The sequence below is a fragment of the Streptomyces sp. VNUA24 genome (assembly GCF_029167005.1).
Classification (GTDB): Bacteria; Actinomycetota; Actinomycetes; order Streptomycetales; family Streptomycetaceae; genus Streptomyces; species Streptomyces scabiei.
This window is the reverse complement of record NZ_CP119143.1, coordinates 6,495,292-6,522,141: the sequence shown is the minus strand read 5'-3', so window position 1 is coordinate 6,522,141 and position 26,850 is coordinate 6,495,292. Positions and strand designations below refer to the sequence as shown.

The 26,850-nt window shown below is 72.1% G+C and carries 24 protein-coding genes; 12 read left to right on the top strand and 12 right to left on the bottom strand.

Going from position 1 to position 26,850, the window contains the following annotated elements; all coding sequences use genetic code 11:
* Window positions 1–128: 128 nt before the first annotated feature.
* On the top strand, window positions 129–1,709 hold the full coding sequence (locus PYR72_RS27950) for a CehA/McbA family metallohydrolase (protein WP_275460538.1): 1,581 nt from the start codon (window positions 129–131) through the stop codon (window positions 1,707–1,709).
* A 176-nt stretch (window positions 1,710–1,885) separates the two neighbouring features.
* Complete coding sequence (locus tag PYR72_RS27945; RefSeq protein ID WP_275457861.1) at window positions 1,886–2,728, top strand: SAM-dependent methyltransferase; 843 nt, start codon at window positions 1,886–1,888, stop codon at window positions 2,726–2,728.
* Between the two features lie 61 nt (window positions 2,729–2,789).
* Here PYR72_RS27945 and PYR72_RS27940 read toward each other — a convergent pair whose 3' ends face one another.
* A complete protein-coding gene (locus PYR72_RS27940; protein ID WP_275457860.1) occupies window positions 2,790–3,689 on the bottom strand; it encodes an endonuclease/exonuclease/phosphatase family protein in 900 nt (299 codons plus the stop codon).
* 73 nt (window positions 3,690–3,762) lie between these two features.
* Between PYR72_RS27940 and PYR72_RS27935 the strand changes: the two genes are divergently transcribed.
* Window positions 3,763–4,233: a nitroreductase/quinone reductase family protein gene (locus tag PYR72_RS27935; RefSeq protein WP_275457859.1), complete on the top strand. Its 471-nt coding sequence runs from the start codon at window positions 3,763–3,765 to the stop codon at window positions 4,231–4,233.
* Here the strand turns inward: PYR72_RS27935 and PYR72_RS27930 are convergent.
* Complete coding sequence (locus PYR72_RS27930; protein ID WP_275457858.1) at window positions 4,197–4,454, bottom strand: hypothetical protein; 258 nt, start codon at window positions 4,452–4,454, stop codon at window positions 4,197–4,199. The genes PYR72_RS27935 and PYR72_RS27930 overlap by 37 nt on opposite strands.
* 71 nt (window positions 4,455–4,525) lie before the next feature.
* Complete coding sequence (locus tag PYR72_RS27925; protein WP_275457857.1) at window positions 4,526–5,275, bottom strand: class I SAM-dependent methyltransferase; 750 nt, start codon at window positions 5,273–5,275, stop codon at window positions 4,526–4,528.
* Between the two features lie 180 nt (window positions 5,276–5,455).
* Here PYR72_RS27925 and PYR72_RS27920 point away from each other — a divergent pair, with 180 nt between their 5' ends.
* The gene (locus PYR72_RS27920) at window positions 5,456–6,379 is read left to right on the top strand and encodes a virginiamycin B lyase (protein WP_275457856.1); all 924 of its coding nucleotides are present in this window, start codon (window positions 5,456–5,458) and stop codon (window positions 6,377–6,379) included.
* A 210-nt stretch (window positions 6,380–6,589) separates the two neighbouring features.
* Window positions 6,590–7,129 carry a hypothetical protein gene (locus PYR72_RS27915; RefSeq protein WP_275457855.1) on the top strand — a complete coding sequence of 180 codons (540 nt, stop codon included), beginning with the start codon at window positions 6,590–6,592 and terminating at the stop codon, window positions 7,127–7,129.
* 19 nt (window positions 7,130–7,148) lie between these two features.
* On the opposite strand, the gene PYR72_RS27910 is transcribed toward PYR72_RS27915, so the two are convergent.
* The 5 genes from PYR72_RS27910 to PYR72_RS27890 form a co-directional block, all read right to left on the bottom strand.
* Window positions 7,149–7,778: a hypothetical protein gene (locus PYR72_RS27910; RefSeq protein ID WP_275457854.1), complete on the bottom strand. Its 630-nt coding sequence runs from the start codon at window positions 7,776–7,778 to the stop codon at window positions 7,149–7,151.
* A gap of 40 nt (window positions 7,779–7,818) precedes the next feature.
* Window positions 7,819–9,285: an aldehyde dehydrogenase family protein gene (locus PYR72_RS27905; RefSeq protein WP_275457853.1), complete on the bottom strand. Its 1,467-nt coding sequence runs from the start codon at window positions 9,283–9,285 to the stop codon at window positions 7,819–7,821.
* Window positions 9,282–11,012, bottom strand: a complete 1,731-nt coding sequence (locus tag PYR72_RS27900; RefSeq protein ID WP_275457852.1) for a D-aminoacylase — start codon at window positions 11,010–11,012, stop codon at window positions 9,282–9,284. The genes PYR72_RS27905 and PYR72_RS27900 overlap by 4 nt, the downstream gene beginning before the upstream one ends.
* Before the next feature lie 250 nt (window positions 11,013–11,262).
* Window positions 11,263–12,390, bottom strand: coding sequence for an LLM class flavin-dependent oxidoreductase (locus tag PYR72_RS27895; RefSeq protein ID WP_343245542.1), 1,128 nt, complete (start codon window positions 12,388–12,390; stop codon window positions 11,263–11,265).
* Between the two features lie 136 nt (window positions 12,391–12,526).
* On the bottom strand, window positions 12,527–13,282 hold the full coding sequence (locus PYR72_RS27890) for a glucose 1-dehydrogenase (RefSeq protein ID WP_275457850.1): 756 nt from the start codon (window positions 13,280–13,282) through the stop codon (window positions 12,527–12,529).
* A 198-nt stretch (window positions 13,283–13,480) separates the two neighbouring features.
* On the opposite strand from PYR72_RS27890, the gene PYR72_RS27885 reads away from it, so the two are divergent.
* Window positions 13,481–14,227, top strand: a complete 747-nt coding sequence (locus PYR72_RS27885; protein WP_275457849.1) for a hypothetical protein — start codon at window positions 13,481–13,483, stop codon at window positions 14,225–14,227.
* 129 nt (window positions 14,228–14,356) lie between these two features.
* Entirely contained in the window at window positions 14,357–15,148 is a 792-nt protein-coding gene (locus PYR72_RS27880; protein ID WP_275457848.1) for a hypothetical protein, read from the top strand.
* A 116-nt stretch (window positions 15,149–15,264) separates the two neighbouring features.
* Here PYR72_RS27880 and PYR72_RS27875 read toward each other — a convergent pair whose 3' ends face one another.
* A complete protein-coding gene (locus tag PYR72_RS27875) occupies window positions 15,265–15,897 on the bottom strand; it encodes a response regulator transcription factor (protein WP_275460537.1) in 633 nt (210 codons plus the stop codon).
* Between the two features lie 454 nt (window positions 15,898–16,351).
* On the opposite strand from PYR72_RS27875, the gene PYR72_RS27870 reads away from it, so the two are divergent.
* The gene (locus PYR72_RS27870) at window positions 16,352–17,098 is read left to right on the top strand and encodes a hypothetical protein (RefSeq protein WP_275457847.1); all 747 of its coding nucleotides are present in this window, start codon (window positions 16,352–16,354) and stop codon (window positions 17,096–17,098) included.
* A gap of 354 nt (window positions 17,099–17,452) precedes the next feature.
* Here the strand turns inward: PYR72_RS27870 and PYR72_RS27865 are convergent, their stop codons facing one another.
* Window positions 17,453–18,379: an LLM class F420-dependent oxidoreductase gene (locus PYR72_RS27865; RefSeq protein ID WP_275460536.1), complete on the bottom strand. Its 927-nt coding sequence runs from the start codon at window positions 18,377–18,379 to the stop codon at window positions 17,453–17,455.
* Between the two features lie 77 nt (window positions 18,380–18,456).
* Window positions 18,457–19,731, bottom strand: coding sequence for an amidohydrolase family protein (locus PYR72_RS27860; RefSeq protein ID WP_275457846.1), 1,275 nt, complete (start codon window positions 19,729–19,731; stop codon window positions 18,457–18,459).
* Between the two features lie 165 nt (window positions 19,732–19,896).
* Between PYR72_RS27860 and PYR72_RS27855 the strand changes: the two genes are divergently transcribed.
* From PYR72_RS27855 to PYR72_RS27845, 3 genes are all read left to right on the top strand, one after another.
* Window positions 19,897–22,899 (top strand): BTAD domain-containing putative transcriptional regulator, encoded by a 3,003-nt coding sequence (locus PYR72_RS27855; protein WP_275457845.1) that lies wholly within the window; start codon window positions 19,897–19,899, stop codon window positions 22,897–22,899.
* Window positions 22,900–23,105: 206 nt separating this feature from the next.
* On the top strand, window positions 23,106–23,297 hold the full coding sequence (locus PYR72_RS27850) for a sigma-like protein (RefSeq protein WP_275457844.1): 192 nt from the start codon (window positions 23,106–23,108) through the stop codon (window positions 23,295–23,297).
* Between the two features lie 93 nt (window positions 23,298–23,390).
* A complete protein-coding gene (locus tag PYR72_RS27845) occupies window positions 23,391–23,792 on the top strand; it encodes a DUF6247 family protein (protein ID WP_275457843.1) in 402 nt (133 codons plus the stop codon).
* 71 nt (window positions 23,793–23,863) lie between these two features.
* Here the strand turns inward: PYR72_RS27845 and PYR72_RS27840 are convergent, their stop codons facing one another.
* Window positions 23,864–25,528: a fatty acid--CoA ligase family protein gene (locus PYR72_RS27840; RefSeq protein WP_275457842.1), complete on the bottom strand. Its 1,665-nt coding sequence runs from the start codon at window positions 25,526–25,528 to the stop codon at window positions 23,864–23,866.
* A gap of 157 nt (window positions 25,529–25,685) precedes the next feature.
* Between PYR72_RS27840 and PYR72_RS27835 the strand changes: the two genes are divergently transcribed.
* Window positions 25,686–26,834, top strand: coding sequence for a lipid-transfer protein (locus tag PYR72_RS27835; protein WP_275460535.1), 1,149 nt, complete (start codon window positions 25,686–25,688; stop codon window positions 26,832–26,834).
* Window positions 26,835–26,850 lie beyond the last annotated feature (16 nt).

The following is a 26,850-nucleotide window of genomic DNA, read 5'->3' as shown; positions in this document are numbered from 1 at the left end:
GGCGAAACGAAAACCGGCGATTTCCTTGCCTTGTCCCTCAGTTCACCACCGCATAGGAAGGTGGCGCGCACCACCCCTGCACCACCCACGCCTTGTCCCTCACGACGACCGACCTGGGGAGCAGCAGCATGTGCGACGACCACGACCACGACCACGCCGAGGCGGACCGGGACGGCGATGGCGACGGCGACGGCGACGGCGACCGCGACGGACTCGGAAGGCGCGCGCTGTTCGTGACGTCGGCGGCGGCCACACTTACGTTGGGAAGCGTGACCTTCGGGACGAGCGGCGCCGAGGCCGCGCACGGTGACCAGGAGACCAGGACCATCCGGGGAACCCTCCCCACCGGCTCCCCCGACTTCGTGTACCTGCCGGTCGAGGTGCCCTCGGGGGTACGGGAGTTGAGGGTCTCGTACAGCTACGACAGACCGGCCGTCCCGGCGGGCACCCCGGGCAACGCCCTGGACATCGGGATCTTCGACGAGCGCGGCACCGCTCTCGGCGGCAAGGGCTTCCGGGGCTGGTCGGGCGGCGCCCGCTCGGAGTTCTTCCTCCGGACGGACGAGGCGACCCCCGGCTACCTGCCGGGCCCGGTTCGCCCCGGCACCTGGCACATCGCGCTGGGCCCGTACACGGTGGCTCCGGACGGGCTGCCGTACGAGATCACGGTCACCCTCACCTACGGCACCCCGGCCCCGGTCGTGCGGCCGGTGTACCCGCCGGAGCGGGCCGAGGGGCGCGGGCGGGCCTGGTACCGGGGCGACTGCCATCTGCACTCCTGGTACTCCGACGGCCGCCGCACGCTCGGCGAACTCGCGGCGCTGGCGCGGGCGGCCGGTCTGGACTTCATCAACAGCTCCGAGCACAACACCCCCTCCGCGCACGCCCATTGGGCCGAGCACGCGGGTGACGACCTGCTCGTCATGCTGGGCGAGGAGGTCACCACCCGCAACGGTCACGTCGTGGCGCTCGGCATCGATCCGGGGACCTTCGTCGACTGGCGCTACCGGGCCCGGGACAACCGGTTCGGCCGGTACGCCCGGCAGATCCGCCGCGCCGGCGGCCTGGTCGTCCCGGCGCATCCGCACGCCACCTGCGTGGGCTGCAACTGGAAGTTCGGCTTCGGCGAGGCGGACGCGGTGGAGGTGTGGAACGGCGCCTACTCGCCGGAGGACGAGGTGGCGCTCGCCGACTGGGACGGCATGCTCGTGGCGTCAGTGAAGGAGGGACGCGGCTGGATCCCGGCGATGGGCAACAGCGACGCCCACCGCGACCCCGACCCGGTCGGACGCCCCCAGACGGTGGTGCTCGCCGACGACCTGACCAGGGAGGCCGTCCAGGAGGGCCTGCGGGCGGGCCGCTCCTACGTCGCCGAGTCCAAGGACGTGTCCGTGTCCTTCACGGCAACCGGCGCGCGCGGCGAGCACGCGGGCATCGGCGAGCGGCTGGAGGTGGCGCCGGACACCCCCGTCACCGTCCGTCTGGAGGCCACGGGCAGCGCGGGCTGCAGCATCCGCTTCGTCACCGACCAGGGCGTGCTGTTCACCTCGGCCGCGCTCGGGGAGTCCGGCACCGGCTCGGCCGAGTGGCGTACGACGGCCTCGTACGCGGCGTACGTACGGGCCGAGGTCCGCCGGCCGGCGATCGTGCCGGGCTTCCCGGGCCCGCTGGCGGCCTTCACCAACCCGATCTTCCTCGGACGGCGGTAGCAGCCTGCCGGAAGATCCGGTGACCGTAGGGAGAACCCGCGTTCGCAATACGTGCGTTGGGCCTTAGGTTTGGCTGGACACATCACCTGCGTCTGTACGGCTGCCACGGCCCGCACGACCGACACCGGCCGAGCCGTACGCGCGGACGCACCTGCACGGCGGAGGAGACGGCGCCCATGACCGATCACGCGACCACGCCCGACCCGGCGGCGGCTCCGGCGGCGAAGGAGAAGGTCGACACCTCGGTGCCCGCCTCCGCCCGCATCTGGAACTACTGGCTGGGCGGCAAGGACAACTACCCGGTGGACGAGGCGGCCGGTGACGCGTACGCCGGTGCCTTCCCCGGCATCGTGACCATCGCCCGCAGCAGCCGCGCGTATCTGCGGCGCAGCATCCGGCACCTGGTGGAGGTGGAGGGCGTCCGGCAGTTCCTGGACGTCGGCACCGGGCTGCCCACGGCGGACAACACCCACCAGGTCGCGCAGCGGAGCGCGCCGGAGGCGCGGATCGTCTACGTCGACAACGACCCGACGGTCCTCGCGCACGCCCGCGCGCTGCTGTACTCCGCCCCCGAGGGGGCCACCGCGTACGTCGACGCGAGCCTCTACGAGCCCGAGCGCATCCTCGCGGCCGCCGCCGGGACGCTGGACCTGTCCCGGCCGACGGCGCTGATCCTCAGCGGCATCCTGGGCCACGTCGCCGACTACGAGGAGGCCCGCGACATCGTCCGCCGTCTCATGGCCGGCCTCCCCTCCGGCAGCTACCTCAACATCAACGAGGGCTCCCGGGGCACCGACCCCGACTACGAGCGCGCGCAGGACGCGTACAACGAGACCGGCGCGGTCCCGTACTTCCTGCGCCCCATCGACCAGATCACCGGCTACTTCGACGGCCTCGACCTGATCGAGCCCGGCATCGTCTCCGTACCGCTGTGGCACCCGGACCCCGCGGCCGAGGGCGAGCCGCAGCCGAAGCCGAAGCCGATCGGGCAGCACGGCGGGGTGGGCCGGAAGCCGTAGCCCGCCGCGTGGGCGGTGCGGGCGGTACGGGCGGTACGGGTGGCGCGGGCGGCCTCGGGTCTCAGCCGGGGCCGGTCCCGTCCGCCCGGCCGTCCGCCCGGCCGTCCGCCGGGCCCGCCAGGTCGGCGACGACGGCCAGATGGTCGGACGGCCACACGCCGTCCACGGGCCCCTCGCCCGCCCTGCGCACGGCGCGCACGTGCCCGAGCCCGCCGGGCCCCGGCGGTCCGACGTGGATGTAGTCGACCCGCACGCTCGGCCCGAACGACCCGGCGACGTACGGGTTCGCCAGGTCCCAGGTGGCCGAGGGCGCGCCCGGCTCGGCGTACTCCCAGACGTCGAAGAAACACTGTCCGGGCACAGCGGGCGCGGTCTTGTAGCCGCCGAACAGCCGGACCTCGTCGGAGTCGGGCCAGGCGTTGAAGTCGCCGGTGATCACCGGCGGGTGGGCATGTCCGCCCCGGTGCCGGGCCACGAACCCGGCGAGCGCGGTGACCTGCCGGCAGCGCACCGCGGACGCGTCGGTCGCCGAGCTGAGGTGGGCGGTGAAGAAGGGCACCGGCGCGCCCGGCGCGTCGAGGAGGGCGTAGAGGGCGCCGCGCGTGCTGCCGCCGTCTCCGCTCGGCAGCGCGATGGTGTCCCGCTCCCGCACGGGCCACCGGCTGAGCACGGCGCCACCGATCCCCACGTCCGGGTCCCCGATCCGCCGCTGCCAGCGGCCGGCGTCCCCGTACGCGCCCCAGGCCCAGTGCATCCCCAGCTCCCCGGCGAGCCACCCGGCCAGATTGTCCCCGCCCCCGTCCCCGCACCCGCCGTCCCGGCCGGGCTCGCCGCCCCGCTGCCAGACCTCCTGCAACCCGACCGCGTCGGGGCGCAGTTCACGCAGCACGGCGAGGATCGCCTTCTGCCGCTCCTGCCAGGGTCCGAACCGCCACCACAGGTTCCACGTCACGACCCGCACCGTCCGCCCACCGCCTTCGCCCGTACCCGATCCTGTGACCAGTACCTGCCACCTTCCGAGGGGAACCACGCCCATGACGAGCCACGCGAGCCCTGCGGACGGCCCGGAACGCCCGGGCCCCAAGCAGCGGGCCGTCACGGCCTTCCAGCGTCACGTCGCCAATCCGGTGCTGCGCCGGATCCCGCTCCAGACCCTCCTGGAGACGACCGGCCGCACCTCGGGTCTCCCCCGCCGCACCCCCGTCGGCGGCCGGCGCGTCGGCGACACGTTCTGGCTGGTCTCCGAGTACGGCGAGAGGTCCCACTACATCCGCAACATCAAGGCCGACCCGTCGGTGCGGGTACGCATCCGGGGCCGCTGGCACACCGGCACCGCCCACCTCCTCCCCGACGACGACCCGGTGGCCCGTCTGCGCACCCTGCCCCGGGTGAACAGCGCGGCGGTCCGGGTGCTGGGGTCGGGGCTGCTGACGGTACGGGTCGATCTGGGCGGGGAACGCCCTCCCGGTCAGTCGTCCTCGGGATCCGGCTCGAAACTGAAGTAGACGCTCAGCACATACGGTTCGTCCTCGTCGTACTCATAGTCCCAGGACACGTCCACCAGGAAGACGTCGTGCTCCCCCACCCACACGGACGCCTTCCGGAACGCCTCCGCTGCGCTCGTGGCCGGGAACAGCTTCCGCGCCATGGGATGCACCTGGGTATCGGCGTCCGAGTCGTCGAAGCCCGCCGGAACGGCCAGGCAGAGATCGGGATCGAGTTGCATGGACTGCGCCCTCCTGTCGATGACGCCCGGTAAGACCGCGGCACCCGGTCGGGGGTTGAGAGGGGAACGGGTCAGTCCGCCGCCGGCCGGCGCGCCACGAACACGAACTCCCTGCCGGGGCGGTCGGGGGCGTCCCGTACGTCCTCCAGCAGGTATCCGTGGGCGGCGAGATCCGCCTCGACCTCGGCCCGCTCGCGGAACCTGAGGGTGGAGTCCGACGTCAGCGTCACCTCGCCGTCATCGCCGTCGTCGCCGTCGAGGACGTAGTGCCAACGGAAGCTCACCAGCGGGCCGGTGACCCGCGTCAGCTCCACCCAGCTCACGACCGCGCCGAACCCCGCTACCTCGGTGACCCGGTACGAGTCCTCGCGATTCCACTCCTCCCAGGCCCGCGCGGCGGGGTCGCGGGTCTCGAAGACCAGACTGCCGCCCGGCCGCAGGGCCTCGTACGCGCCCGCCAGCGTCCGCCGCCACATCTCCGGTTCCACGATCGCCTGCGCCACGTTGGCCGTCATCGTGACGAGGTCGACCCGCAGCGGGGGAAGGGCGGTGACGTCGCCGTGGACCCACCGGACCCGGTCGGCCCCCGGTTTGGCCCGCGCGACGTCCAGGGAGGCACCGGCCGGGTCCAGCCCGACCACCTCCACCCCGCGCTCCGCGAGCAGCAGCGCGAGGACGCCCGTTCCGCAGCCGATGTCCAGCACGCTCCGCGCGCCGGACTCCTGCGCGTGCAGGAGGTAGGCGTCCAGGTCGCCGCGATCGGGGTCGAGCGGGTCGTACAGTTCGGCGAGCCACCGGTCCCGGAAGATCTCGTCAGCCATGCGGCCACCGTAGGGGACGGGGCGGATCGGCTGCTCCAACGGCCCACGCCCCTGCGGCAATTCGGGCGACAGGGCGCGGCCCGCTCTGGAACGCTGGGCGTCGACCGCCGTTCCCCGGCCCCGACTCTTCGACTTCTCGACTCTTCGACTCTTCGACTCTTCGACTGAGGCTTCGCATCCATGACTTCTCGCCGCCCGGCCGTGTCCCTTCAGGAGTTCCCCGTCTCCGACGCCGAGGCGGGGCCGTACGGAATCGCCGCCGGGCCGGACGGCGCCCTGTGGTTCACGCTGGTCCACGCCGGACGCGTCGGCAGGATCACGCCCGACGGGGAGACCGCTTCGTACGCCCTCGCATCGGCGTCCGGCGGGCCCTCGGTCATCACGGCCGGGCCGGACGGCGCGCTGTGGTTCACCGAGTTCAAGGGGCACCGGATCGGTCGGATCACCACGGCCGGGGAGGTCACGTCCTTCGCCCTGCCGACGCCCGACGCCGGGCCGTTCGGGATCGCGGCCGGGCCCGACGGCGCGCTGTGGTTCACGGAGGCGGGGGCAGGCCGGATCGGGCGGATCACGACCGAGGGGGAGGTCGTCGAGTTCCCGCTCCCGGTCGCCGGGGCGTTCCCGTCGGCCATCGCCGCCGGGCCGGACGGCAGGCTGTGGTGCACGATGAACCAGGCGAACGCGATCGGTGCCGTCACGGTGGACGGTGACGTGACCGTCCACCCGCTGCCGACGCCGGGCGCCGGTCCCGTGGGCATCGCCGACGGTGGTGACGGGGCCCTGTGGTTCGTCGAGATCGGGGCCGGGCAGATCGGGCGGATCACTCCGGACGGGAAGATCGACGAGTTCCCGCTGCCGGACCGCGCGTCCCGCCCGCACGCCATCGTCGCCGACACCGACGGCGGTTGCTGGTTCACCGAGTGGGGCGCCAACCGCGTGGGCCGGATCACGTACGACGGCCACCACCACGAGATCCACGAACACGCGCTGCCGACCCCCGCCTCGGAACCCCACGGCATCGCTCTCGGCCCGGACGGCTCGGTGTGGACGGCCCTGGAAACCGGCTCGGTGGCCCGCCTGCGGGTCGTCGCGGACGCGGGCTGACGTACGTCGTCCGGCGCGGCCCCGCGGGCGTCGTCGGCGGGGCCGGGGAGGGGCCACGGGCGCACGGCGGGTGGGCGCCGCCAACCTCAGATGATGCTCTGAACCCCCGCTTTCGCCTTGTTGCCGTGTTCGGCCCGGTGTCACGATCACCGCCTCGCCCGCCACCAACGGGCCGACAGACGGGGGCCGTTCATGTCACGCACTACACGTATGCCACGCCGCACACTCACCGCCCTGGCCCTGTTGTCGGGGGCCGTCCTCCTCGCCGCCACCGCCTGCTCGGCGGACGCCGAGACCGGTTCGCAGCGGCGGGAGCCCGTACGGACGGCCGAGTCGAGCCCCGCGAGGACGACACCGGCTGCGGACTCCGGCGAGGGGGACGAGGCCGCCGTGTCCGAGACGGCCGAGGAAGTCGCCCCGGACCTGGACATGGCCGAACGCATCGTGCTGCGTCGGGACGGCGCTCGGGGCAGCGCGGCGATGGAGTTCGGCAAGGCGAAGAAGGGTGACGGCAAGGCGCTGACCGTCGGGGCGGAGTGCGAGGGCGAAGGGGAGATCGAGGTCTCCCTGCGTCCCATGGATGCCTCGTTCTCCGTGGCCTGCGGCGACGGTGAAGTGAGCGGTGAGTACAACGAGTTCTCCGTCGAGGACGCGGTCCGCGCGGGCACCGTCACCGTCAATGCCCCCTCCACCGTGCGCTGGTCCCTGTCCGTCGGCCGCGGCGACCCGACCGAGCTGGAAGCCGACTAGGGGCAGGCCCCCTACCCCCTCAACCCGTCGTGCGGGCGAACGCCGCGAGCGTGGTGAAGTCCGGGTCCCGCAGGCCGAGGCGGGGGTCCACGCGGTGCAGCAGGGCGGAGCCGTGGTGGTGGGCGGCGATGAACTCCCGGTCGGCGCGGCCGATCTCGTCGTCGACCCAGGCGAAGGGGCGCCCGGCCGCGTGCTCGACGAGGCGCCGCGTCTTCCAGAAGATCCCGGGGGTCGCGGCCGTGCCGGACACCTGCGGCGGCCCGGACGGGCCCGGACCGGCGGGCCACTCCACCACGGGCAGTTCCGGCAGCCCGAGGACCGGCCCGATGTAGGTGTTCGCCTCGCCGACCCAGGTCGTCGCCCAGGTGACGTCGAACAGGGCGGCCAGCTGCAGGAGTCGCCGTCCGTGCTCGGGGTTGAGCCAGACCCGGAGCGGCTTGACGTACGCCTCGGGCTGTCCCGGGTGCTGGGCGAGCCAGCCCTGCGGTTTCATCCGGTGGGTGGTGTACCCGGCGGGCCGCCGCTCCGGCTTCGCGGCGTACGGGTTCAGCGGCCCGTCGACGTCGAGATAGAGGAGCGGCCGGTCCGTCGACCCCCGAGGCTCACCCCGCTCGCCTCCCTCACCCCGCTCGTCCGGCTCACGCAGCATGCGGACATCATCGCGTCCGGGAGGAACGGAGGGGAAGCCCTCACCCCGGCCAGACGATCGCCTGCGTCTCGCTGTACGCGTGCAGCGCGTACGACCCCACATCGCGCCCCACCCCGCTCTTCTTGAACCCGCCGAACGGGGCCTCCATGTTGCGGCCGACGGTGTTCACGCCCACGCCTCCCGCCCGCAGGCACCGGGCCACCCGGAAGGCGCGGGCCACGTCCCCGGACCAGACGTAGTCGATGAGGCCGTAGTCGCTGTCATTGGCGAGGGCCACGGCCTCGTCCTCGTCGTCGAAGGGGAGGACGACGACCACCGGGCCGAAGATCTCCTCGCGGACGACGCGCAGGTCCGGGACGCAGTCCGCGAGGACCGTGGGAGCGACGTAGAAACCCCGTTCGTACGGCGGCCGTTGCCCGCCCGTCACCACCCGGGCGCCTTCCTTGCGGCCCAGTTCGACATAGGACTCGACGCGGTCCCGGTGCGCCGCCGAGATCACCGGGCCGACCACCGTGCCCGCCTCCCGCGGGTCTCCCACCGTCAACCGGTCGGCGTACGCGGCCAGTTGGGTGACCAGGCGGCCGTAGACACCGCGCTGGGCGATCACCCGTGTCGGTGCCGTGCAGATCTGCCCGCTGTAGAAGGTGAAGGTGGTCGCGATGCCGGCGACCGCCGCGCCCAGGTCCGCGTCGTCGAAGACGACCGCCGCGCCCTTCCCGCCCAGCTCCATCAGCTGGCGCTTCATCCCGCGCCCGCACACCTCCGCGATCCGCTGTCCGACCGCCGTCGAGCCGGTGAAACTCACCATGTCGACGTCCGGGGAGTCCACGGCGGCCTCACCCGCCTCCGCGCCGGAGCCGCTCACCACGTTCACCACGCCCGGCGGGAGACCGGCGGCCTCCAGCGCCTCCGCCATGCGGTAGACGGAGAGCGGGTCCTGCGGGGCCGGTTTCACGACGACCGTGTTGCCCATGGCGAGGGCGGGGGCGATCTTCCCGGCCGGGTTGGCCCAGGGGTTGTTGTACGAGGTGATGCAGGTGACCACGCCCACGGGGTGCCGTACGGCGAGGGCGCCCATCACGGCCGCCCGGCCGAAGGGACCCGCCTCGTTGATCTGCGGGGCGATGGGCTCCTCCACCGGCTCGACGCGGGAGTACCGCTGGAACCGGGCCGCCCCCACCCCGACCTGCATGGCCCGTGCCGTGCCGGTCGTCGCACCGCTCTCGGCCTGTGCGAGTTCGGCGTACGGGACGAGGTGGCGCCGTATGTGGTCCGCCGTACGGGCGAGGATCGCGGCCCGCTCGGCGGCCGGTACCCGCGACCACGGCCCGAACGCCTCGCGGGCGGCGGCGGCCGCCGCGTGCACCTGCTCCCGCGACGCCTCCGGCGCCCACCCGACGACCTCCTCCGTCGCCGGGTCGACGACCTCGTAGTGCCCGCCGTCGGGCTCCACCCAGGAGCCGCCGACGAACAACCGCTGCCGCTGCGTGGCCCCCGTGGGACTCACTTCGTACTCACCGTCCGGGTGTCCCGGCCGCTCCGCAGCACCTTGCCCGGCACGGCCCCGGTCACCACGTCGTCGCGGATCGCCTCGACGCCGTTGACCCAGACCGCCCGTACGCCGATCGCCCGGGAGTCGAGGCGCGGGCTGTCGCCCGGCAGGTCGTGCACCAGGGTGGCCTTGCCGGCGTCGACGCGCTCCGGGTCGAACAGGACGAGGTCCGCATGCCAGCCCTCCCGCACCTGCCCCCGTTCGCGCAGCCCGAAGAGGCGCGCCGGGTCGTCGGTGAGCATCTTCACCGCCTGCTCCAGGCCGACCAGTTTCCGGCCGCGCAGGCAGTCCCCGATGAACCGGGTGGTGTACGGGGCGCCGCACATCCGGTCCAGGTGGGCGCCCGCGTCCGAGCCGCCGAGCAGCACGTCCTCGTGCCGCCAGGTCTCGGCGCGCAGGGCCCAGGAGCCGGGGTCGTTGTCGGTGGGCATGGGCCACAGGACCGTACGGAGGTCGTCGGCGGCGCAGATCTCCACCAGGCACTCGAAGGGTTCCTGGCCTCGCTCCGCCGCGATGTCCTTGACGACGCGGCCGGTCAGGCCCTCGTTCGCCTCGCTGTAGGTGTCGCCGATGACGTACCGCCCGAAGTTCGCGAGCCGCCGGAAGACGCCGGCCTCCTTGGAGTCCGCGCGCCGCAGCATCTCCGCCCGGACCTCGGGGTCGCGCAGGCGGGCGATCCGCTCGGGCACCGGGAGGCCCAGGACCGGGCCCCATCCGGGGATCAGGTTGAGCGCGCAGAACGTGCCCAGCGACATGTTCATCGGGGTGAGGATCGGCATGGTCAGGGCCACCACCCGGCCGCCGGCCTTGCGCGCCCGTTCGCTGGCCTCCAGCTGGCGCGGCACGCGTTCGGGGACGGCGGCGTCGATGGTGAGGACGTTCCAGTTGAGGGGCCGCCCGGCGACCGCGCTCATCTCCACGAAGAGATCGATCTCGTCGTCGCTGAACTGGTCAAGGCAGCCCGCCACGATCGCCTCGATCTGGGTGCCCTCGTGCTCGCCCACGGCCCTCGACAGGGCGATCAGTTCGGCGGGCCTCGCGTGCCGCGAGGCGACCGGCATGCCGTCGCCGTCGCTGTGCGTCGAGGACTGCGTGGTCGACAGCCCCCACGCCCCGGCGTCCATCGCCTCGTGGAACAGCCGGAGCATCGCGTCCAGTTGCTCGTCGGTCGGCTGTCCGCCGACGGCGTCCGGGCCCATCACGTAGCGCCGCAGCGCGCAGTGGCCGACCATGAAGCCGGCGTTGACGGCGATCCGTCCTTCGAGGGCGTCCAGGTACTCCCCGAAGCCGTTCCAGTTCCAGGGCGCGCCTTCCTCCAGCGCGACCAGGGACATCCCCTCGACCTTGGACATCATGCGCCGCGTGTAGTCCGCGTCCTCGGGGCGGTCGGGGTTCAGGGGCGCGAGCGTGAACCCGCAGTTCCCGCCCGCGACGGTCGTCACCCCGTGGTTGAGGGACGGTGTCGCGTACGGGTCCCAGAACAGTTGGGCGTCGTAGTGGGTGTGGGGGTCGACGAAGCCGGGGGCGAGGACGAGCCCGCGCGCGTCCTCCGAGGTGCGGGACTCCTGCGTCACCTCCCCGACGACGGCGATACGGCCGTCGCGTATGCCGACGTCGGCGGTGTACGCGGGGGCGCCCGTTCCGTCCACGACGGTCGCGCCTCTGATCACATGGTCGAGCACGGCTACGCCCCTTCCACACAGGCGACAAGCACGGGAAACGAAGGCTGTGCTGCCGCGCCCCGAAGGGGCGCGGGGAACTGCGCGGGCCACCAAGACGGGCCCGCAGCCGCCGGACGAACGGCCGACCGCCGAGGAGCCCACCGCTGACGAGCCCACCGCCGACGAGCCGACCGCCGACGAGCCGACCGCCGACGCAAGACCTCGGCCTGCCGCCGAGGGCGCACCGCGGCCCGCCGGCGCCGGGCGCCCCTCAGCCGGCGCTCGCCGCGGAGCGGAACCGCGAGGTGCGGTGCACCGGATCCGTGTCGATCTTCGGGATCACGTGCTCCCCGACCAGCCGGATCGTCTGCAGCGTCGCCTCCTTGGGCACCCCCACCGGCAGTCCGAAGCTCAGCTGGTCCGCCCCGGCCTGCTCCCACCGCTTGCACTGCCGGAACACCTCGTCGGGGTCGCCGCAGATCAACAGCTCTTCCTCGATGAGGAGTTCGATGAACTCCTCGTTGTACTCGGGCAGCGTCTCCGGCCACACGGGGAAGCCGTCGGGCCGGGGGAACGTGTCGTGGTACCGGAAGACGAGCGAGGGCAGATAGTGCAGCCCGCCGTTCACGGCGATCCGCACCGCCTCGTCGTGGGTGGGCGCGCAGATCGCGGTCGTGGTCACCATGACGTTGTCGTTGACGAAGTCACCGATGGGTTCGGCGTCGACGATCGCGCTCTTGTACTTCTCCAGCACCCACTCCATGTCGGAGACCTTCTGCACGCTGAAGCCGAGCACGCCGAGCCCCTTGCGCGCGGCCATGGAGTACGAGGGCGGCGACCCGGCGGCGTACCACATCGCGGGGTGCGACTTCCCGTACGGCTTGGGCAGGATCTTGCGCGGTGGCAGCGACCAGTGCTTGCCCTGGAAGCCGACGTACTCGTCCTGGAGCCACATCTTGGGGAACTCGGCGATGGTCTCTTCCCAGATCTCCTTGGTGTGGTTCATGTCGGTCACCCCGGGGATGAACCCGAGGATCTCGTGCGAGCCGGCCCCGCGTCCGCTGCCGAACTCGAAGCGGCCCTCGGTGAGGTGGTCGAGCATGGTGACCTTCTCGGCCACCTTCACGGGGTGGTTGACCTGGGCGAGCGGGTTGAAGATGCCGGAGCCGAGGTGGATGCGGTCGGTCGCGTGGGCCAGGTAGCCGAGGAAGACGTCGTTGGCGGAGAGGTGCGAGTACTCCTCCAGGAAGTGGTGCTCGGACGCCCACGCGTACTTGAAGCCGGACCTGTCCGCCTGGATGACGTACTCGGTCTCCTCCATCAGCGCCTTGTGCTCGGCGAGGGGGTCCGTCTCGGCCCGCTTGCCCACGTATCCCTGTACAAAGAGCCCGAATTCCAAGGAGGTTCACCGTCCTCAGCGATACCCGGCGGCATTATCTGACTGTACGTCAGATCTCGTCAGGGCCGACTGTTCCACCGGCCCCGTGGAGCGTCAATAGCTGACGTGCCGTCAGATAGGCGTCCGGAACCCGCCCTCAGAGCAGGCTGACCCCGGCCAGCCAGCCGCCGTCGATCACGAACGGCTGCCCGGTGATGTAGGACGAGTCCTCGCAGGAGAGGAACAGCGCCAGGCGGGCCACCTCGTCGGGGCGGCCGATCCGGCCGAGCGGGACACGCTTGCGGTAGAGCCTGGCGACCGTCTCGGCGGACGCCTCGTCGCCCGGGTCGGTCATCGGGGTGTCGACGGAACCGGGACAGACCGCGTTGACCCGGATGCCCTTGCGGGCCAGCTCCAGCGCGGCGACCCGCGTGAGGCCGACGATCGCGTGCTTGGTCGCGGCGTACGCGCCGACGTACGCCATCCCCGTCAGCCCCGTGTACGAGGCGGTGTTGACGATCGTGCCGCCGCCGGCCGCCTCGATCTCGGGGGCCAGGGTCTTGATGCCGAGGAAGACACCGACCTGGTTGACCCGTACGACCTGCATGAACTCGTCGAGCGGGGTGTCGACGAGGGAGTTGAAGCGCAGGACGCCGGCGTTGTTGACGAGGCCGTCGACGCGGCCGTACGCGTTCTTGGCGGCGGCCACGGCGGCCGCCCAGTCGTCCTCGCGGCCGACGTCGAGGTGGGCGTAGAGCGCGCCGATCTCCTTGGCGAGGGCCTCCCCCTGGTCGTCGAGGACGTCGGCGACGACCACCTCCGCCCCCTCGGTCCGGAACAGCCGGGCCTCCTGCTCGCCCTGGCCGCGTGCGGCGCCTGTGACGAGGACGACACGTCCGTCGAGCTTGCCCATGTGGACTCCCTTCGCGGTGCGTTGGCCGAGGTCAGGGTACCGCTGAATCTGATGATGCGTCAGATAGCCGGTGAATCATTCACTCACGCAATCATAAGTGACCGGCAGGTAGGGATATTTGACCCTGTCGGGGATCCGTAAAGGCGGCCAATAATCCCTCATCGAAAGGTAAAGCCACCCCCAAGGAGACACTGCGACATGGCAGCCAAGAGGCGCTTCAAGAACAAGAAGGTCCGGTACATCGCCATCGGAGCCTCGCTCACGACAGGAGTGGCCGTCGCCGCCGTTCTGCTGCCGTCGGCCAGCGCCGCCGAGGAGTTGACGGCCGACCAGATCATGAAGAAGTGCGAGCGGGCGAAGGTACTCAACGGCAAGCAGCAGGACATCTTCGATTTCGGAGGACATCCGGTTGCCGGTCCCAGTTTCGAGTCCGACAACTGTGATTTCGTCGAGACGAAGTTCGAGACCTTCGACGGTCCCACGGAGAAGGTCACCGTCGACTTCCCGAACTGCGAGCCGAACGCCACCGAACCGTCGAAGGTGACCACCGAGTTCTCCAAGGCGGTGGGTCAGGGCGAGGGCAAGTACACCGTGACCCAGCAGGGTGCCCTCGGCGGCCTCTTCGGAGCACTGAGCGGATCCTGGGTGAAGCACAAGGGCACCCTCGACATGACCGTCAAAACGGCCACCGCAAGCGAGTCGGAAACCCGGGAAGTGCCGGTCGGCAAGGTCATGCACGTGACGTTCACGCCGAAGATGCAGCGCATGACGGGCGAGTGGCGGGTGCGCATCGACGCCGACCCCGGCAGCTTCGCCGTGAACCCCACGCCCGAGCAGAACTTCGTGGCGCCGGACGTCGTCGAGGGTCCGGTGATTCTGGAGAGCGCCGCGGGCACACCCGGACTCGCGGACGGCACCAGCAAGGTCGTGCTGGAGGACTGCTGACGGCCGCCACCGGTCGCCCCCACACCACACCTCCCCCCGGATCCCGGCGAGCCGCCTCCCCGCGCCCTCCCCGCACGGGCACCCCTCTCCATCCGCTCATCCCCCCGATTCCCCTCGCAGGAGACACGCATGACACGCACCAGGCGCAGCGGCAACCACCGCAGCAAGAAGAAGCGCATCACCCTCGCGCTGGCACCGGTCGCCGCCCTGGGTCTCGCCATCCCCCTGATGTACAGCGCCGGCGCCGCGACCCCCGACGAAGTGGCCACCGACTGCCGCACAAACTCTGACAAACTGGACAACTGCGAGTTCGTGGACGTCCAGGTGAAGAGGGACAGCCTGGGTCCCAACGAGCGGGTCACCTCGGTCACCGACAACTGCGGGGTCAGCACCGCGGCGACCAAGACCTTCAGCGGCACCGCGTCCGTGACACGCGTCATCCAGCTGGAGGACGGCTTCAGTGTGGACGGCAGCACGAAGCTGGGGAACTCCTTCTTCGAGATCGGCGGCAAGTTCTCCACCTCGGAGATCAACATCAAGCGCGACGACACCACGTCGTCGTTCTCCTTCTCCCGGTCCGACACGGTGAAGGCCGACCACATCGCCTTCTTCATGTGGTCCCACAAGCGCACCGACGTGAGCGGCTTCCTCAAGGCCACCTACAAGGAGGCCCAGGACGGTCAGACGGTGTTCTTCTCGCCCAGTGAGGGGGCGACGAACGTGCACGTCTTCTATCCGCAGCTGCTGGCCAGCGGAACTCCGGACGGCCGCCTCTGGCTGCGCAACGTGCAGTGCGGTACGCCCCAGGCCAACGGAATCATCAACAGCGAGGGAAGCGTGCGCGCCGAACCCGGATTCGAGCAGGGCGGCGAGAACGTGACCGACGTCGAGATCCCGCTCTCCGAAGTGACCATCCAATAGCGTCCGGAGAAACCCGAATAATCCCCCGTGCCCTGCGCGGGGGATTTTTTGTGCGGCTTCCGGTAAACGCGTCCGCGTTTATCGAAGTTGCCTCGAAGGACTTCAGCCGAGTGTTCTCACACGCGAACCTCCGGGGTCGCTCCCAGCCATCTCAGTACGGCCTCCGTGCTCCCCCGGGCGTCCAGCTTGGCGTAGATGTTGCTGAGGTTGTTGCGGACGGTCTTCTCGCTCAGCGACAGACGCAGGCCGATCTCCTGGGCGCCGAGGCCGGTGGAGAGCAGTTCCATGACCTGGCGCTCGCGGGGCGAGAGCAGTGAGCGCAGCCGCTCTCTCGCCTCCCCGTGCCCGGGCAGGTGCCGGGCCGCGTCCCGGATGGCGGCGCAGGCGACGGGCGAGAAGTAGGTGTGGCCGACCGTGGCGGCCACCACCGCGGAGGAGAGCATGCAGGTGCAGTAGTCGCCGTCGACCAGGTAGCCGGCCCCGCCCCGGAACGCCTCCACGACCGTCTCGGGGTCGCGGCAGGGGCTGACGACGATCACCGGGGCGCTCATGGGCCCCATGGCCTTCAGCAGCCCCGCGAACGACACCGACGGGTCCTCGGAGCGCAGGACCACGACGTCCGCCTCGGTCTCGCGGAGTTCACGGTAGGGCGGCGGGACGAGCAGGGCGCTGCTCACGTACCGGTCGTCGGGGCCCGGCCAGTCCTCGTGCGGCCACTGCCCCGGGGCACAGGCCAGGGCGACGGACAGGCCGGGGGGCGACGGTGCCGTCGGGCGGGGTGGGCGTGCCGGGACTCGGGTGGGTTGTGCGGGAACAGCCGAAACGGGGGTGCCTGCGTGCTGGGACGTTCTGACGTGCCGGGGGGATCGCACCTCGCGTGTCCTTCCGCCGAAGCCATGACTCCCCTACATACGTGACTCCGGGGTCAGTTGTTCGAAGTTTCAAGGACGAAAAGCGAAGCTGTCTGACAGGTTCGCCGCCCCGGCCAACGGGCGGCCGAAACCCGTCTGTCCTGAACTCTCGTGCGCAGCAGCCGAGTTCAGAGGGCTGGACCCTCGCGGAGCGGACGGGCGGTAAGGTCCGGACGTGCGTTGATCCGCCGGGCGGTGGCCGAGTGCCGCCGCAGAGGACGCGGGCGACACCGGCGAGTCCCGGGGCCGCCCGGTTCGGCCTACCCGCCTCCACCCACCCGGAGATCACGCCATGACCGCTCAGCGGCCCGCCCTCTCGTACTCCTACGACGCGTTCGTCGGACTCGCCACCGCCGACCCGGCCGTCGTCGGCCTCGTCCTCAAGGGCTCCCGGGCCCACGAGGGCATGACCACCGCGCACTCCGACCACGACCTGTACGTCGTCCTCGCCGACGGCACGGCCACGTCCCTCACCCGCTGCCACGGACACCGCACGCCGGAACTCGACCTCGTGGTCCTCTCCCTCGACGACTTCCGCGCGACGGGCATGCCCGGCTTCGAGCGCTACGCCCTGGCCCGCGCCCGGGTCGTGCTCGACCGGCTGGACGGGGAGATCGCCCGGATCCTGGCGGCCAAGGCGCGGCTCGGCGCGGACGAGGCCCGCCGGGAGGCGGCCGCCCACCTCGACGCCTACGCCAACTCCCTCTACCGCTCGGTCAAGAACGACCGCGACGGCCAGGCGCTCGCGGCCCGCCTGGACGCCGCCGACAGCGTCCGCCACCTGCTGGAGACCCTCTTCGCCCTGGACCGCCGCCCGCGCCCCTACAACAAGTACCTGGAGTGGGAGCTGACCCGCTTCCCGCTCCCCGACTGGAACACGGCCACGCTCCTGGACGCCGTGCACGACATCACGACCACGGGCGACGTCTCCACACAGCGCCGCCTCTTCGCCCAGGTCGAAACGGTGACGCGCCGCGCCGGGCACGGTCCGGTCCTGGACGCGTGGGGCGAGGACCTGCGGCTGATGCGGCCGCGGTAGGGGCAGGGCCGTCGCGGTGACCGGAGAGAAGCGTGGCCAGGCATCAGGCGACGCTACCCGCTCGCCTCACGCCGGTCGGGACGCAGCGCGGCGCGAGCCGCTGCGACCTCTTCCCGGGAGAGCGGGTCATGGTCGGTCTCGAAGTCGGTGACCAGGTCATGCAGCTTGTCCATGGCCACACGCTGTTCCAGTGCCTCGGCCACATAGGCCGAGAAGCCCCCGGGGCCCACCTGCGCGCGTACAGCCTCGGCGAGGTCCTCGGGAAGGCTGACAGAGTATTTCCTCCAGCCACGCATGCACCTCATGCTGCCAGAGAAGGGCATTCACCGCCTTGCCTGACACCATCGGCAGACCTCACAGGGTCCTCGCAGAGTCCTCCTGAAGCAGCGGCCCCACCTCGGCCCCGAACACCCCCACCTGGTCCGCGAGTTCACTCACCCCTCGGCTCCGGAAGCGCACCTGGATCTGGTTCACGCCCATCGCCCCGTACGCGCGCAGGGAGTCCGCGAGGGCGGCCGGGCTGCCGGTCAGGGTGCGGCGGCCCACCTCCCAGGACGGGGTGCCCATGTACAGCGGCTCGGTGATCGCGCCGATCGTGAGCGGGGTCGCGACGCCGGCCTCCTCCCGCAGGCGGCGCAGGCGGGCGATCTGGGACGGGAGGCGGTCGCGGGGGTCGCCCTGGGGGAGCCAGCCGTCGCCCCGTACGGCGGCCCGGCGGACGGCGGCGGGGGACGAACCGCCGACCCACACCGGGACGCGGGCCTGGGCGGGGCGCGGGCGCTGGCCCAGGTCCTCGAAGTCGTAGAGCTTGCCGTGGTGGGAGGGGAACTCGTCCGGGCCGAGGGCCGCGCGCAGGGCGTCCAGGCACTCGTCCAGGACCGCGCCCCGGCGTTCGAAGTCCACCCCCAGCGCCTCGAACTCCTCGCGCACGTGGCCGGCGCCCACGCCGAGGACCAGCCGGCCCCCGGAGAGGTGGTCGAGGGTGGCGTACTGCTTGGCCGTCAGGAGCGGTTGCCGCAGCCCGACGACGGCGACATGGCTGAGCAGCCGGACCCGTTCGGTGACGGCGGCCAGGTAGGCGAGCGTGGCGACGGGGTCGTACCAGACCGTGCTCATCGCGGGCGCGAGGCGGCGCGGTATGGCCACGTGGTCGCAGGCGGCGATGTACGCGAATCCGGCCCGGTCGGCGGCCCGCGCGATCCGTGCCAGGTCCTCCGGGCCGGCGTCCGCCTCCCAGGGCTCGGCGTAGAGGGTGCTCTGCGACTGGACCGGCAGCTGCATCCCGAAGGCGAGCCCGCCGCCGGACCCGCCCGGCCGCCCTTCCCCGGTGGCGCTCACCTCGCGCTCCCCCGTCCCGCTCACCTCGCGCTCCCCGGCCCCGCCCACAGCCCCTCCTTCGTCAGGCCCAGCAGTTCGATCGCGTTCCGCCGCACGATGCGGTCCACGACGTCCGGGTCCAGGTGGCCCATCTGCGCCTCGCCGACCTGCCGCGACTCGGGCCAGGTGGAGTCGGAGTGGGGGTAGTCGGTCTCGTACAGCACGTTGCCGACGCCTATCGCGTCGATGTTCCTCAGCCCGAACGCGTCGTCGAAGAAGCAGCCGTAGACGTGGTCGGCGAAGAGTTCCGACGGCGGGCGGTGGACCTTGTCGGCCACCCCGCCCCAGCCCCGGTTCTCCTCCCACACCACGTCGGCGCGCTCCAGGATGTAGGGGATCCACCCGATCTGCCCCTCGGCGTACATGACCCTGAGGTTGGGGAAGCGTTCGAACTTGCCGCTCATCAGCCAGTCGACCATCGAGAAGCAGCAGTTGGCGAAGGTGATCGTGGAGCCGACGGCGGGCGGCGCGTCGGCGGAGGTCGACGGCATCCGGCTCGACGAGCCGATGTGCATCGCCACGACCGTGCCGGTCTCGTCGCAGGCGGCGAGGAAGGGGTCCCAGTCGTCGGTGTGGACGGAGGGCAGACCGAGGTGCGGGGGTATCTCGGAGAAGGCCACGGCCCGCACGCCGCGCGCCGCGTTCCGGCGTACCTCCGCCGCCGCCAGCTCCGCGTCCCAGAGCGGGATGAGGGTCAGCGGGATCAGCCGGCCCCGGGCGTCGGGGCCGCACCACTCCTCCACCATCCAGTCGTTGTAGGCCCGCACGCCCAGCAGCCCCAGTTCGCGGTCGGCCGCCTCGGTGAACGTCTGGCCGCAGAAGCGCGGGAAGGTCGGGAAGCAGAGGGCCGACTGGACGTGGTTGACGTCCATGTCCGCGAGGCGCTGCGGGACGTCGTACGAGCCGGGGCGCATCTGCTCGTAGGTGATGATCTCCAGCTTGATCTCGTCCCTGGAGTAGCCGACGGCGGTGTCCAGGCGGGTCAGCGGGCGGTGCAGGTCCTCGTAGACCCACCAGTCGCCGATCGGGCCGTCGTCGCCGGGAGCGCCCATCACGGGCTTGAAGCGGCCGCCGAGGAACGTCATCTCCTTCAGCGGCGCGCGGACGATCCGGGGGGCCGTGTCCAGGTACTTCTTCGGGAGCCTGTCCTGCCAGACGTTCGGCGGCTCCACCGTGTGGTCGTCGACGGAGATGATCTTCGGGAACGGGGTGGGGGCGGTGGCGGGATCCGTGGCGCTCGTCTCCAAGGTGTCCATGTCCGTCACGGTAGCGCTGATCTGACGACCCGTCAGTAATCTGTTCGCCTGTGTGGACCTGGTGACACTCCCGTGGCTCCGCGTGATCGAACCCCTCCACGGCTGACGGATCCGCCACGAGCAAGGCAAACTGGCTCGTGCACCAAGGAGGCTTGGGAGACGTCGATGGGTGGTGAACCGGGAGTGCCGCAGAGCGGTGTGCCGCGCGTGCCGGAGCAGAGGGCCGCCGTGGACGCAACGGTTCCGGAACCGGCCCCCCAGCCGCCGGCCGACCTGCGCTTCGCCGTGCTCGGACCCGTACGGGCCTGGCGCGGCACCGAATCCCTCGCCACCGGTTCGCCTCAGCAACGGGCACTGCTGGCCGCGCTGTTGCTGCGCGAGGGCCGCACGGCCACCGCGCACGAGCTGATCGACGCCCTGTGGGGCGACGACCCGCCCTCGCAGGCGCTGGCGGCGGTGCGGACGTACGCCTCGCGGCTGCGCAAGGTGCTGCCCGGGGTGCTGGTCAGCGAGTCCGGCGGCTACGCGGTCCGCGAACTGCCCGGCGGCGCGCTGGACCTGGCCGTGGCCCAGGAACTCGCCGCCGACGCCGAGAAGGCAAGAAGCTCCGGCGATCTGCTCCGGGCCCGCGAGCTGCTGAACAGGGCGCTGGGACTGTGGGACGGCGAAGTCCTGGCGAGCCTGCCGGGACCGTACGCGGAGACCCAGCGCGCCCGCCTGGAGGAGTGGCGTCTCCAACTCGTGGAGTCACGCCTCGACATGGACCTGGAACAGGGCTGCCACGCGGAGGCGGTCTCCGAGCTGACCGCGCTCACCGCCGCCCATCCTTTGCGCGAGCGACTGCGCGAACTGCTGATGCTGGCCCTGTACCGCAGCGGACGGCAGGCCGAGGCCCTCGCGGTCTACGCCGACACCCGCCGCCTGCTCGCCGACGAACTGGGCGTGGACCCCCGCCCGGGTCTGCGGGAGCTGCAGCAGCGCATCCTCCAGGCGGACCCGGGCCTCGCGGAGCCCTCCGCGCCCCTCGCGGCCGAGACCTCCGCGGCCCCGGTCCGGCCCGCCCAACTTCCCGCAACGGTTCCGGACTTCACCGGCCGCGCCGCGTTCGTGAAGGACCTGAGCGAGGTGCTGGCGGAGGCGTCCGGCGCCGAGGGCCAGGTGATGTCGGTGTCCGCGCTGGCGGGCATCGGCGGCGTCGGCAAGACGACACTCGCCGTGCACGTGGCCCACCAGGCCCGGTCGTCCTTCCCGGACGGGCAGCTGTACGTCGACCTCCAGGGCGCCGGCGCCCGGCCCGCCGAGCCGGAGACGGTCCTCGGCTCGTTCCTGCGCGCGCTCGGCACGGCCGACTCCGCGATCCCGGACTCCCTGGAGGAGCGGGCCGCGCTGTACCGGTCGGTCCTGGACGGCCGCCGGATCCTGGTGCTGCTCGACAATGCGCGGGACGCGGCCCAGGTACGGCCGCTGCTGCCCGGCACGGCGGGCTGCGCGGCCCTGGTCACCGCCCGGGTGCGGATGGTGGACCTGGCCGGCGCCCATCTCGTCGACCTCGACGTGATGTCGCCCGACGAGGCCCTGCAGCTCTTCACCAGGATCGTCGGCGAGGAGCGTGTCGCCGCGGAGCGCAAGGCCGCGCTCGACGTCGTCGCGGCCTGCGGCTTCCTGCCGCTCGCCATCCGCATCGCCGCGTCCCGGCTGGCGGCGCGCAGGACGTGGACGGTGTCCGTCCTCGCCGCCAAACTCGCCGACGAGCGGCGCCGGCTGGACGAGCTGCAGGCCGGTGACCTGGCGGTGAAGGCCACCTTCGAGCTGGGTTACGGCCAGCTGGAGCCCGCGCAGGCCCGCGCCTTCCGCCTCCTCGGCCTCGCGGACGGCCCGGACATCTCGCTGGCCGCGGCGGCCGCCGTGCTGGACCTGCCGCCGGAGGAGACCGAGGACCTCCTGGAGATCCTCGTCGACACGTCCCTCCTGGAATCCGCCGCCCCCGGCCGCTACCGCTTCCACGACCTCGTCCGCCTCTACGCGCGTGCATGCGCCGAACGCGACGAACAGCCGCCGAGCGAGCGGAGCGCGGCGATGTCCCGGCTGCTGGACTTCTATCTGGCGACGGCGACCCGGGTGTACGCGATCGAGCGGCCGGGGGACCGGACGGTCGCCCATCTGGAGCGGAGCCGTTATGCGGGACGGGAGTTCGTCTCCGCCTCCGACGCGTTGGACTGGCTGCACGCGGAGGCGGAACCGCTCCTCGCATGCGTCCAGCAGTCGCTGGGGGCGTCCACGCTGCGCCGGGCCGTCGACCTGCTGCTGGCCACCATCGACCTGGCCGAGTCCGGCGCCGGTTCGCGCCGCTACGAGACGACCGCGCTCGCCGCGCGTGACGCGGCGGCGGCCGTCGGGGACGCGCACGCCGAGACCCGGGCACGCATCACACTGGCCCAGGTCCTCAGCCAGGCGGGACGCTTCGACGAGGCCGAGCGGGAGGCCGAGCGCGCCGATCTGGTGAACGAGGCGGCAGGCGACCCCTGGACCAGCGGCACCGCCCCCAACCAACTGGGGATCATCGCCATCTGCACCGCCCGCTTCCCGGACGCCGAAGCCTTCCTGCTCAGGGCCATCGAGGCGTTCCAGGCGGACGGCAACAAGCCCGGCGAGGCGAGCGCGGTGTGCAACCTGTCCCGCTCCCTCGCCTCCATGGGCCGTACCGCCAGCGCCGTCGATCTCGCCCGGCGGGGCGTGGAGATCTACGACGAGCTGGGTCTGACCGTACGCCTCGCGAACTCCCGCTATGCCTCGGGAATCGTGCTCACCCAGGCGGGCCGGCTCCATGAGGCCCTGGAACAGCTCGAAGCGGCACTGCTGATCTTCACCGAGAACCGGCAACGGCTGTGGGAGGGCACGACCCACTTCCGGGTGGCCCAGGTCCACCTGGCGGCGCGGCGGCCCGCGCAGGCGGCCCAGCACGCCGAACAGGCGCTGGCGATCGGCTGCATCGGCGGCGACTGGATGCGGGCCAATGCCCTGACCCTGTTGGGCCGGGCCCTGGTGGCCCTCGGCCAGTCGGACCGGGCCCGTGTCTGCTGGCGTGAGGCGCTGACGATGTACGAGCGGAACAACTCGGCGGAGGCCGACGAGGTGCGCGGTCTGCTGCATCCGCTCGCGGCGGCGTGACATCCCTGGGGCAGGACGTTCATCGAACGTTTATGGGCGGCTGACAAGCTCAGTTCATCGATCCGTCGCGTCGGGGGGCAGGCGGATCCGAAGGGCCTCACGGTCGGTCGAGGCCACCTGAAACGCCCGTTCGGCGACCCCCGGGGGAGTTGCCGAACGGGCGCTTTCCGCCCAGAAGCACCGTTCACTCACGGGGAGTTCCAGCGATGAGCGACAAGTTGAAGCAAGACCCGGAGATCACCACGATGGACCAGCACGCACCCGCCCCGCCGAAGAAGGACGGGCCGGTCACCACGCTGGACCAGCACGCGCCGGCCCCGCCGAGCGAGGACCCGGAGATCACCACGATGGACCAGCACGCACCCGCCCCGCCCGCCCTGGACCTGGGCGGCAAGTGACCTTCTCCTGACGGGGGATCGGCCGCGGTGGCGCGGAGGGGGAGCCACCGCGGCCGAGGTGTGTCCGGGGGCGGTGCTCAGGGAGGGACGAGGATGATCACAGCGCCTGCCGGGCCGGGCACGCCCGTCGTGCCGCGGCCGGAGAGGACCCCGCCCGCGCTGCGCGCGGCCCTGGCGCGGGTGGCGCCGCACCGCCTGGGCGAGATGGAACGGCAGAAGGACGAGGCCATCACCCTGGCCGCCCGCACGGGCAGCCTGGGCCCGATCACCCGCTTCCTCGACACCTGGGCCGTCACCGTCGAGATCGCCCGGCACCCCGCCACGGCCGCCCGCCTGCACACCGCGGAGCACACCGCCCGCACCGTCGACCACGTCGACCCGGCCTGGCGCGAGGCGATGCACGAGATCCGCGACCTGCACGCGACGGCCCGGAGATCACTCGATCAGGAACCACCCGGCCAGGACCCGGCCGGGCGGACGGCGGCCGACCGGTAGCGGGCCGACCGGTAGCGGGCCGACCGCGTACCGGCGAGGGCGCGCACGGACGATCCCGCATCGCCCACCCCTCACCGCCCCCGCAACTCCCCCTTCACCACCTTCCCGCTCGCGTTCCGCGGCAGCTCCCTCATGAACTCCACCGATCTCGGCACCTTGTAGTTGGCCATCTCGCGCCGGGACCAGGCGATGAGGTCGTCGGCGGTGACGTGGGAGCCGGGGCGGCGGACGACGTAGGCCCTGCCGACCTCGCCGAGGCGGGTGTCGGGGACGCCGACGACCGCCACGTCGGCCACGTCCGGGTGGAGGCCGAGGAGCTGCTCGATCTCCGCCGGGTACGCGTTGAAGCCGCCGACGATGAACATGTCCTTGATGCGGTCGGTGATCCGGAGGTTGCCCGCCTCGTCGAGGACGCCGACGTCACCGGTGCGGAGCCAGCCGTCGGCGGTGACCGCGCGGGCGGTCTCGGCGGGGTCCTCGAAGTAGCCCCGCATGACGTTGAAGCCGCGGACGAGCACCTCGCCCGGCGAGCCCGGAGGCAGGGCGGAGCCCAGCGGGTCCACGACCCGCACCTCCGTCCCCGGTATCGCCCGCCCGGACGTCGAGGCGATCACCGACGGCTCGTCGCCGCGCCGGCACATCGTGACGATGCCGGACGCCTCGGACAGGCCGTACGCCGTCAGGACGGTGTCCACGCGCAGCTCCGCCCGCAGCCGTTCGACCAGGCGCAGCGGCACCACCGCCGCGCCGGTCACCACCAGGCGCAGGGAGCCGAGGTCGTAGTCGTCGCGGGCGGGGTGGTCCAGGAGGGACTGGTGGAGGGTGGGCGGGCCGGGCAGGACGGTGACGCGTTCCGCCGCCACGTTGGCCATCGCCGTCTCCACGTTGAACACCGGCTGCGGGATCATCGTCGCGCCCCGCATGAGGCAGGCGATCACGCCCGCCTTGTAGCCGAAGGTGTGGAAGAAGGGGTTCACGATGAGGTAGCGGTCGCCGCGGCGGAGCCCGGCCAGCTCGCTCCACACCTCGTACGCCCGCAGGGTCTGCGCGTGGGTGATGACCACGCCCTTGGACCGGCCCGTGGTGCCGGAGGTGAAGACGATGTCGGACGGGGAGTCCCCGGTCAGCGCCTCCGCCCGCTCCCGCACGGCCCGCTCCCCCACCCCGTCGCCGCTCGCGAGGAAGTCCTTCCAGGTGCGGAAGTCGGCGGGTGCGTCGTCGGCCAGCACCACCACCTGTTCCAGGTGCGGGAGTCCGGGCAGCGGTCCCGGCCGCTCGCACACGCTCCCGGCGCCCCGCGCCCGCAGCCGTCCGCCGTCCGCGCCGGCGGCCCGCCGCAGCGAGGCCACGTACGACGTCCCGAGGAACGTCCCGGTGACGAACAGCAGCCTGGCCCGGCTGCGCGCCAGCACGTCCGCCGCCTCGCCGCCCTTGAAGCGGGTGTTCAGCGGGACGAGCACCGCGCCCGCCGAGACCGCGCCGAGCGCGGAGACGATCCAGTCGAGGGAGTTCGGCGCCCAGAGGGCGACCCGGTCGCCGGTCCGGACGCCGTTCGCGACGCAGGCGGCCGCCGCGCGTTCCACCCGCGCGCCCAGCTCCGCGTACGACACCCGCGTACGCCCGTCGACGACGGCCTCGTCCCCGCCGTACCGCCGGGCCGCCGAGCGGACCAGCCCGGGGACGGTCCCCCACGCCTCCCGTCCCAGGTCCGCGCGTCCCTCCACCTCACCGATCACAGCAGCCTCCGTAGCGAGAAACCAGTGTCCACGTACTGCCCGGCCATGAGCTGACTACCCGTCAGATTAGCTGTACCCTGACGGACTGTCAGCAGCCGACAGCCCCTGTGCGGAGGTGTGCTCCGCAGCCTGTGCGGAGGTGTGCCCCATGGCTCCCATGACCGTGCTCAAGGACGCGACGGCGATCGTCGGCATCGGCCAGACCGCCTTCGCCAAGCAACTGCCGGCAACGGAACGGGCCTTGGCGTGCCGGGCGATCCTCGCCGCACTCGACGACGCGGGCATAGCCCCGGACGAGGTCGACGCGCTCGCCTCGTACACGATGGAGGAGACGGACGAGGTCGAGGTGGCCAAGGCGCTCGGTCTCGGCGACCTCACCTTCTTCAGCAAGGTCGGCTACGGAGGCGGCGGTTCGTGTGCCACGGTCGCGCATCTGGCCGCCGCGATCGCGACCGGCCAGGCCACGGTCGGCGTCGCCTGGCGGTCCCGCAAACGCGGCTCGGGCCCCCGCCCGTGGAAGAACACCACGGTCCAGCTCCCCACCCCCGCGCAGTGGACCCGCCCCTACGGTCTGCTCCGCCCCGCCGACGAGATCGCCATGCTCGCCCGCCGCCACATGCACGAGTACGGCACCACCCGCGACCACCTCTTCAACGTCGCCCTGGCCTGCCGCAACCGGGCGAACCAGAACCCCGCCGCGATCATGTACGAGCGCCCCCTGACCCGCGAGATGTACATGAACTCGCGCTGGATCAGCGAACCCCTCTGCCTCTTCGACAACTGCCTGGAGACGGACGGGGCGTTGGCCTGTGTCGTGGTCTCCGCCGAACGCGCCCGCGACTGCCGCCGCACCCCCGTCTACGTCCACTCCGCCGCCCAGGGCCTGCCCGCCCAGCACCACGGCATGGTCAACTACTGGAACGACGACCCGCTGACCGGCCCCGCCTGGACCGCCGCCCGGCACCTGTGGAAACACGCGGACATCACCCCGGACGACATCGACGTGGCCCAGATCTACGACGCGTTCACCGCGCTGATCCCCCTCTCCCTGGAGGGCTACGGCTTCTGCGGCCGGGGCGAGGGCGGCGCGTTCACCGAGGGCGGCGCCCTGGAGAGCGGCGGCCGGCTGCCCCTCAACACCTCCGGCGGCGGCCTCAGCGAGGCGTACGTCCACGGGTTCAACCTGATCACCGAGGGCGTACGGCAGCTGCGCGGCACGAGCACCGCCCAGGTACCGGGGGCGGCGAGCTGCCTGGTGACGGCGGGCGAGGGCGTCCCGACGTCGGCCCTGCTGCTGAGGAACTGAACACCGGACGGAACCG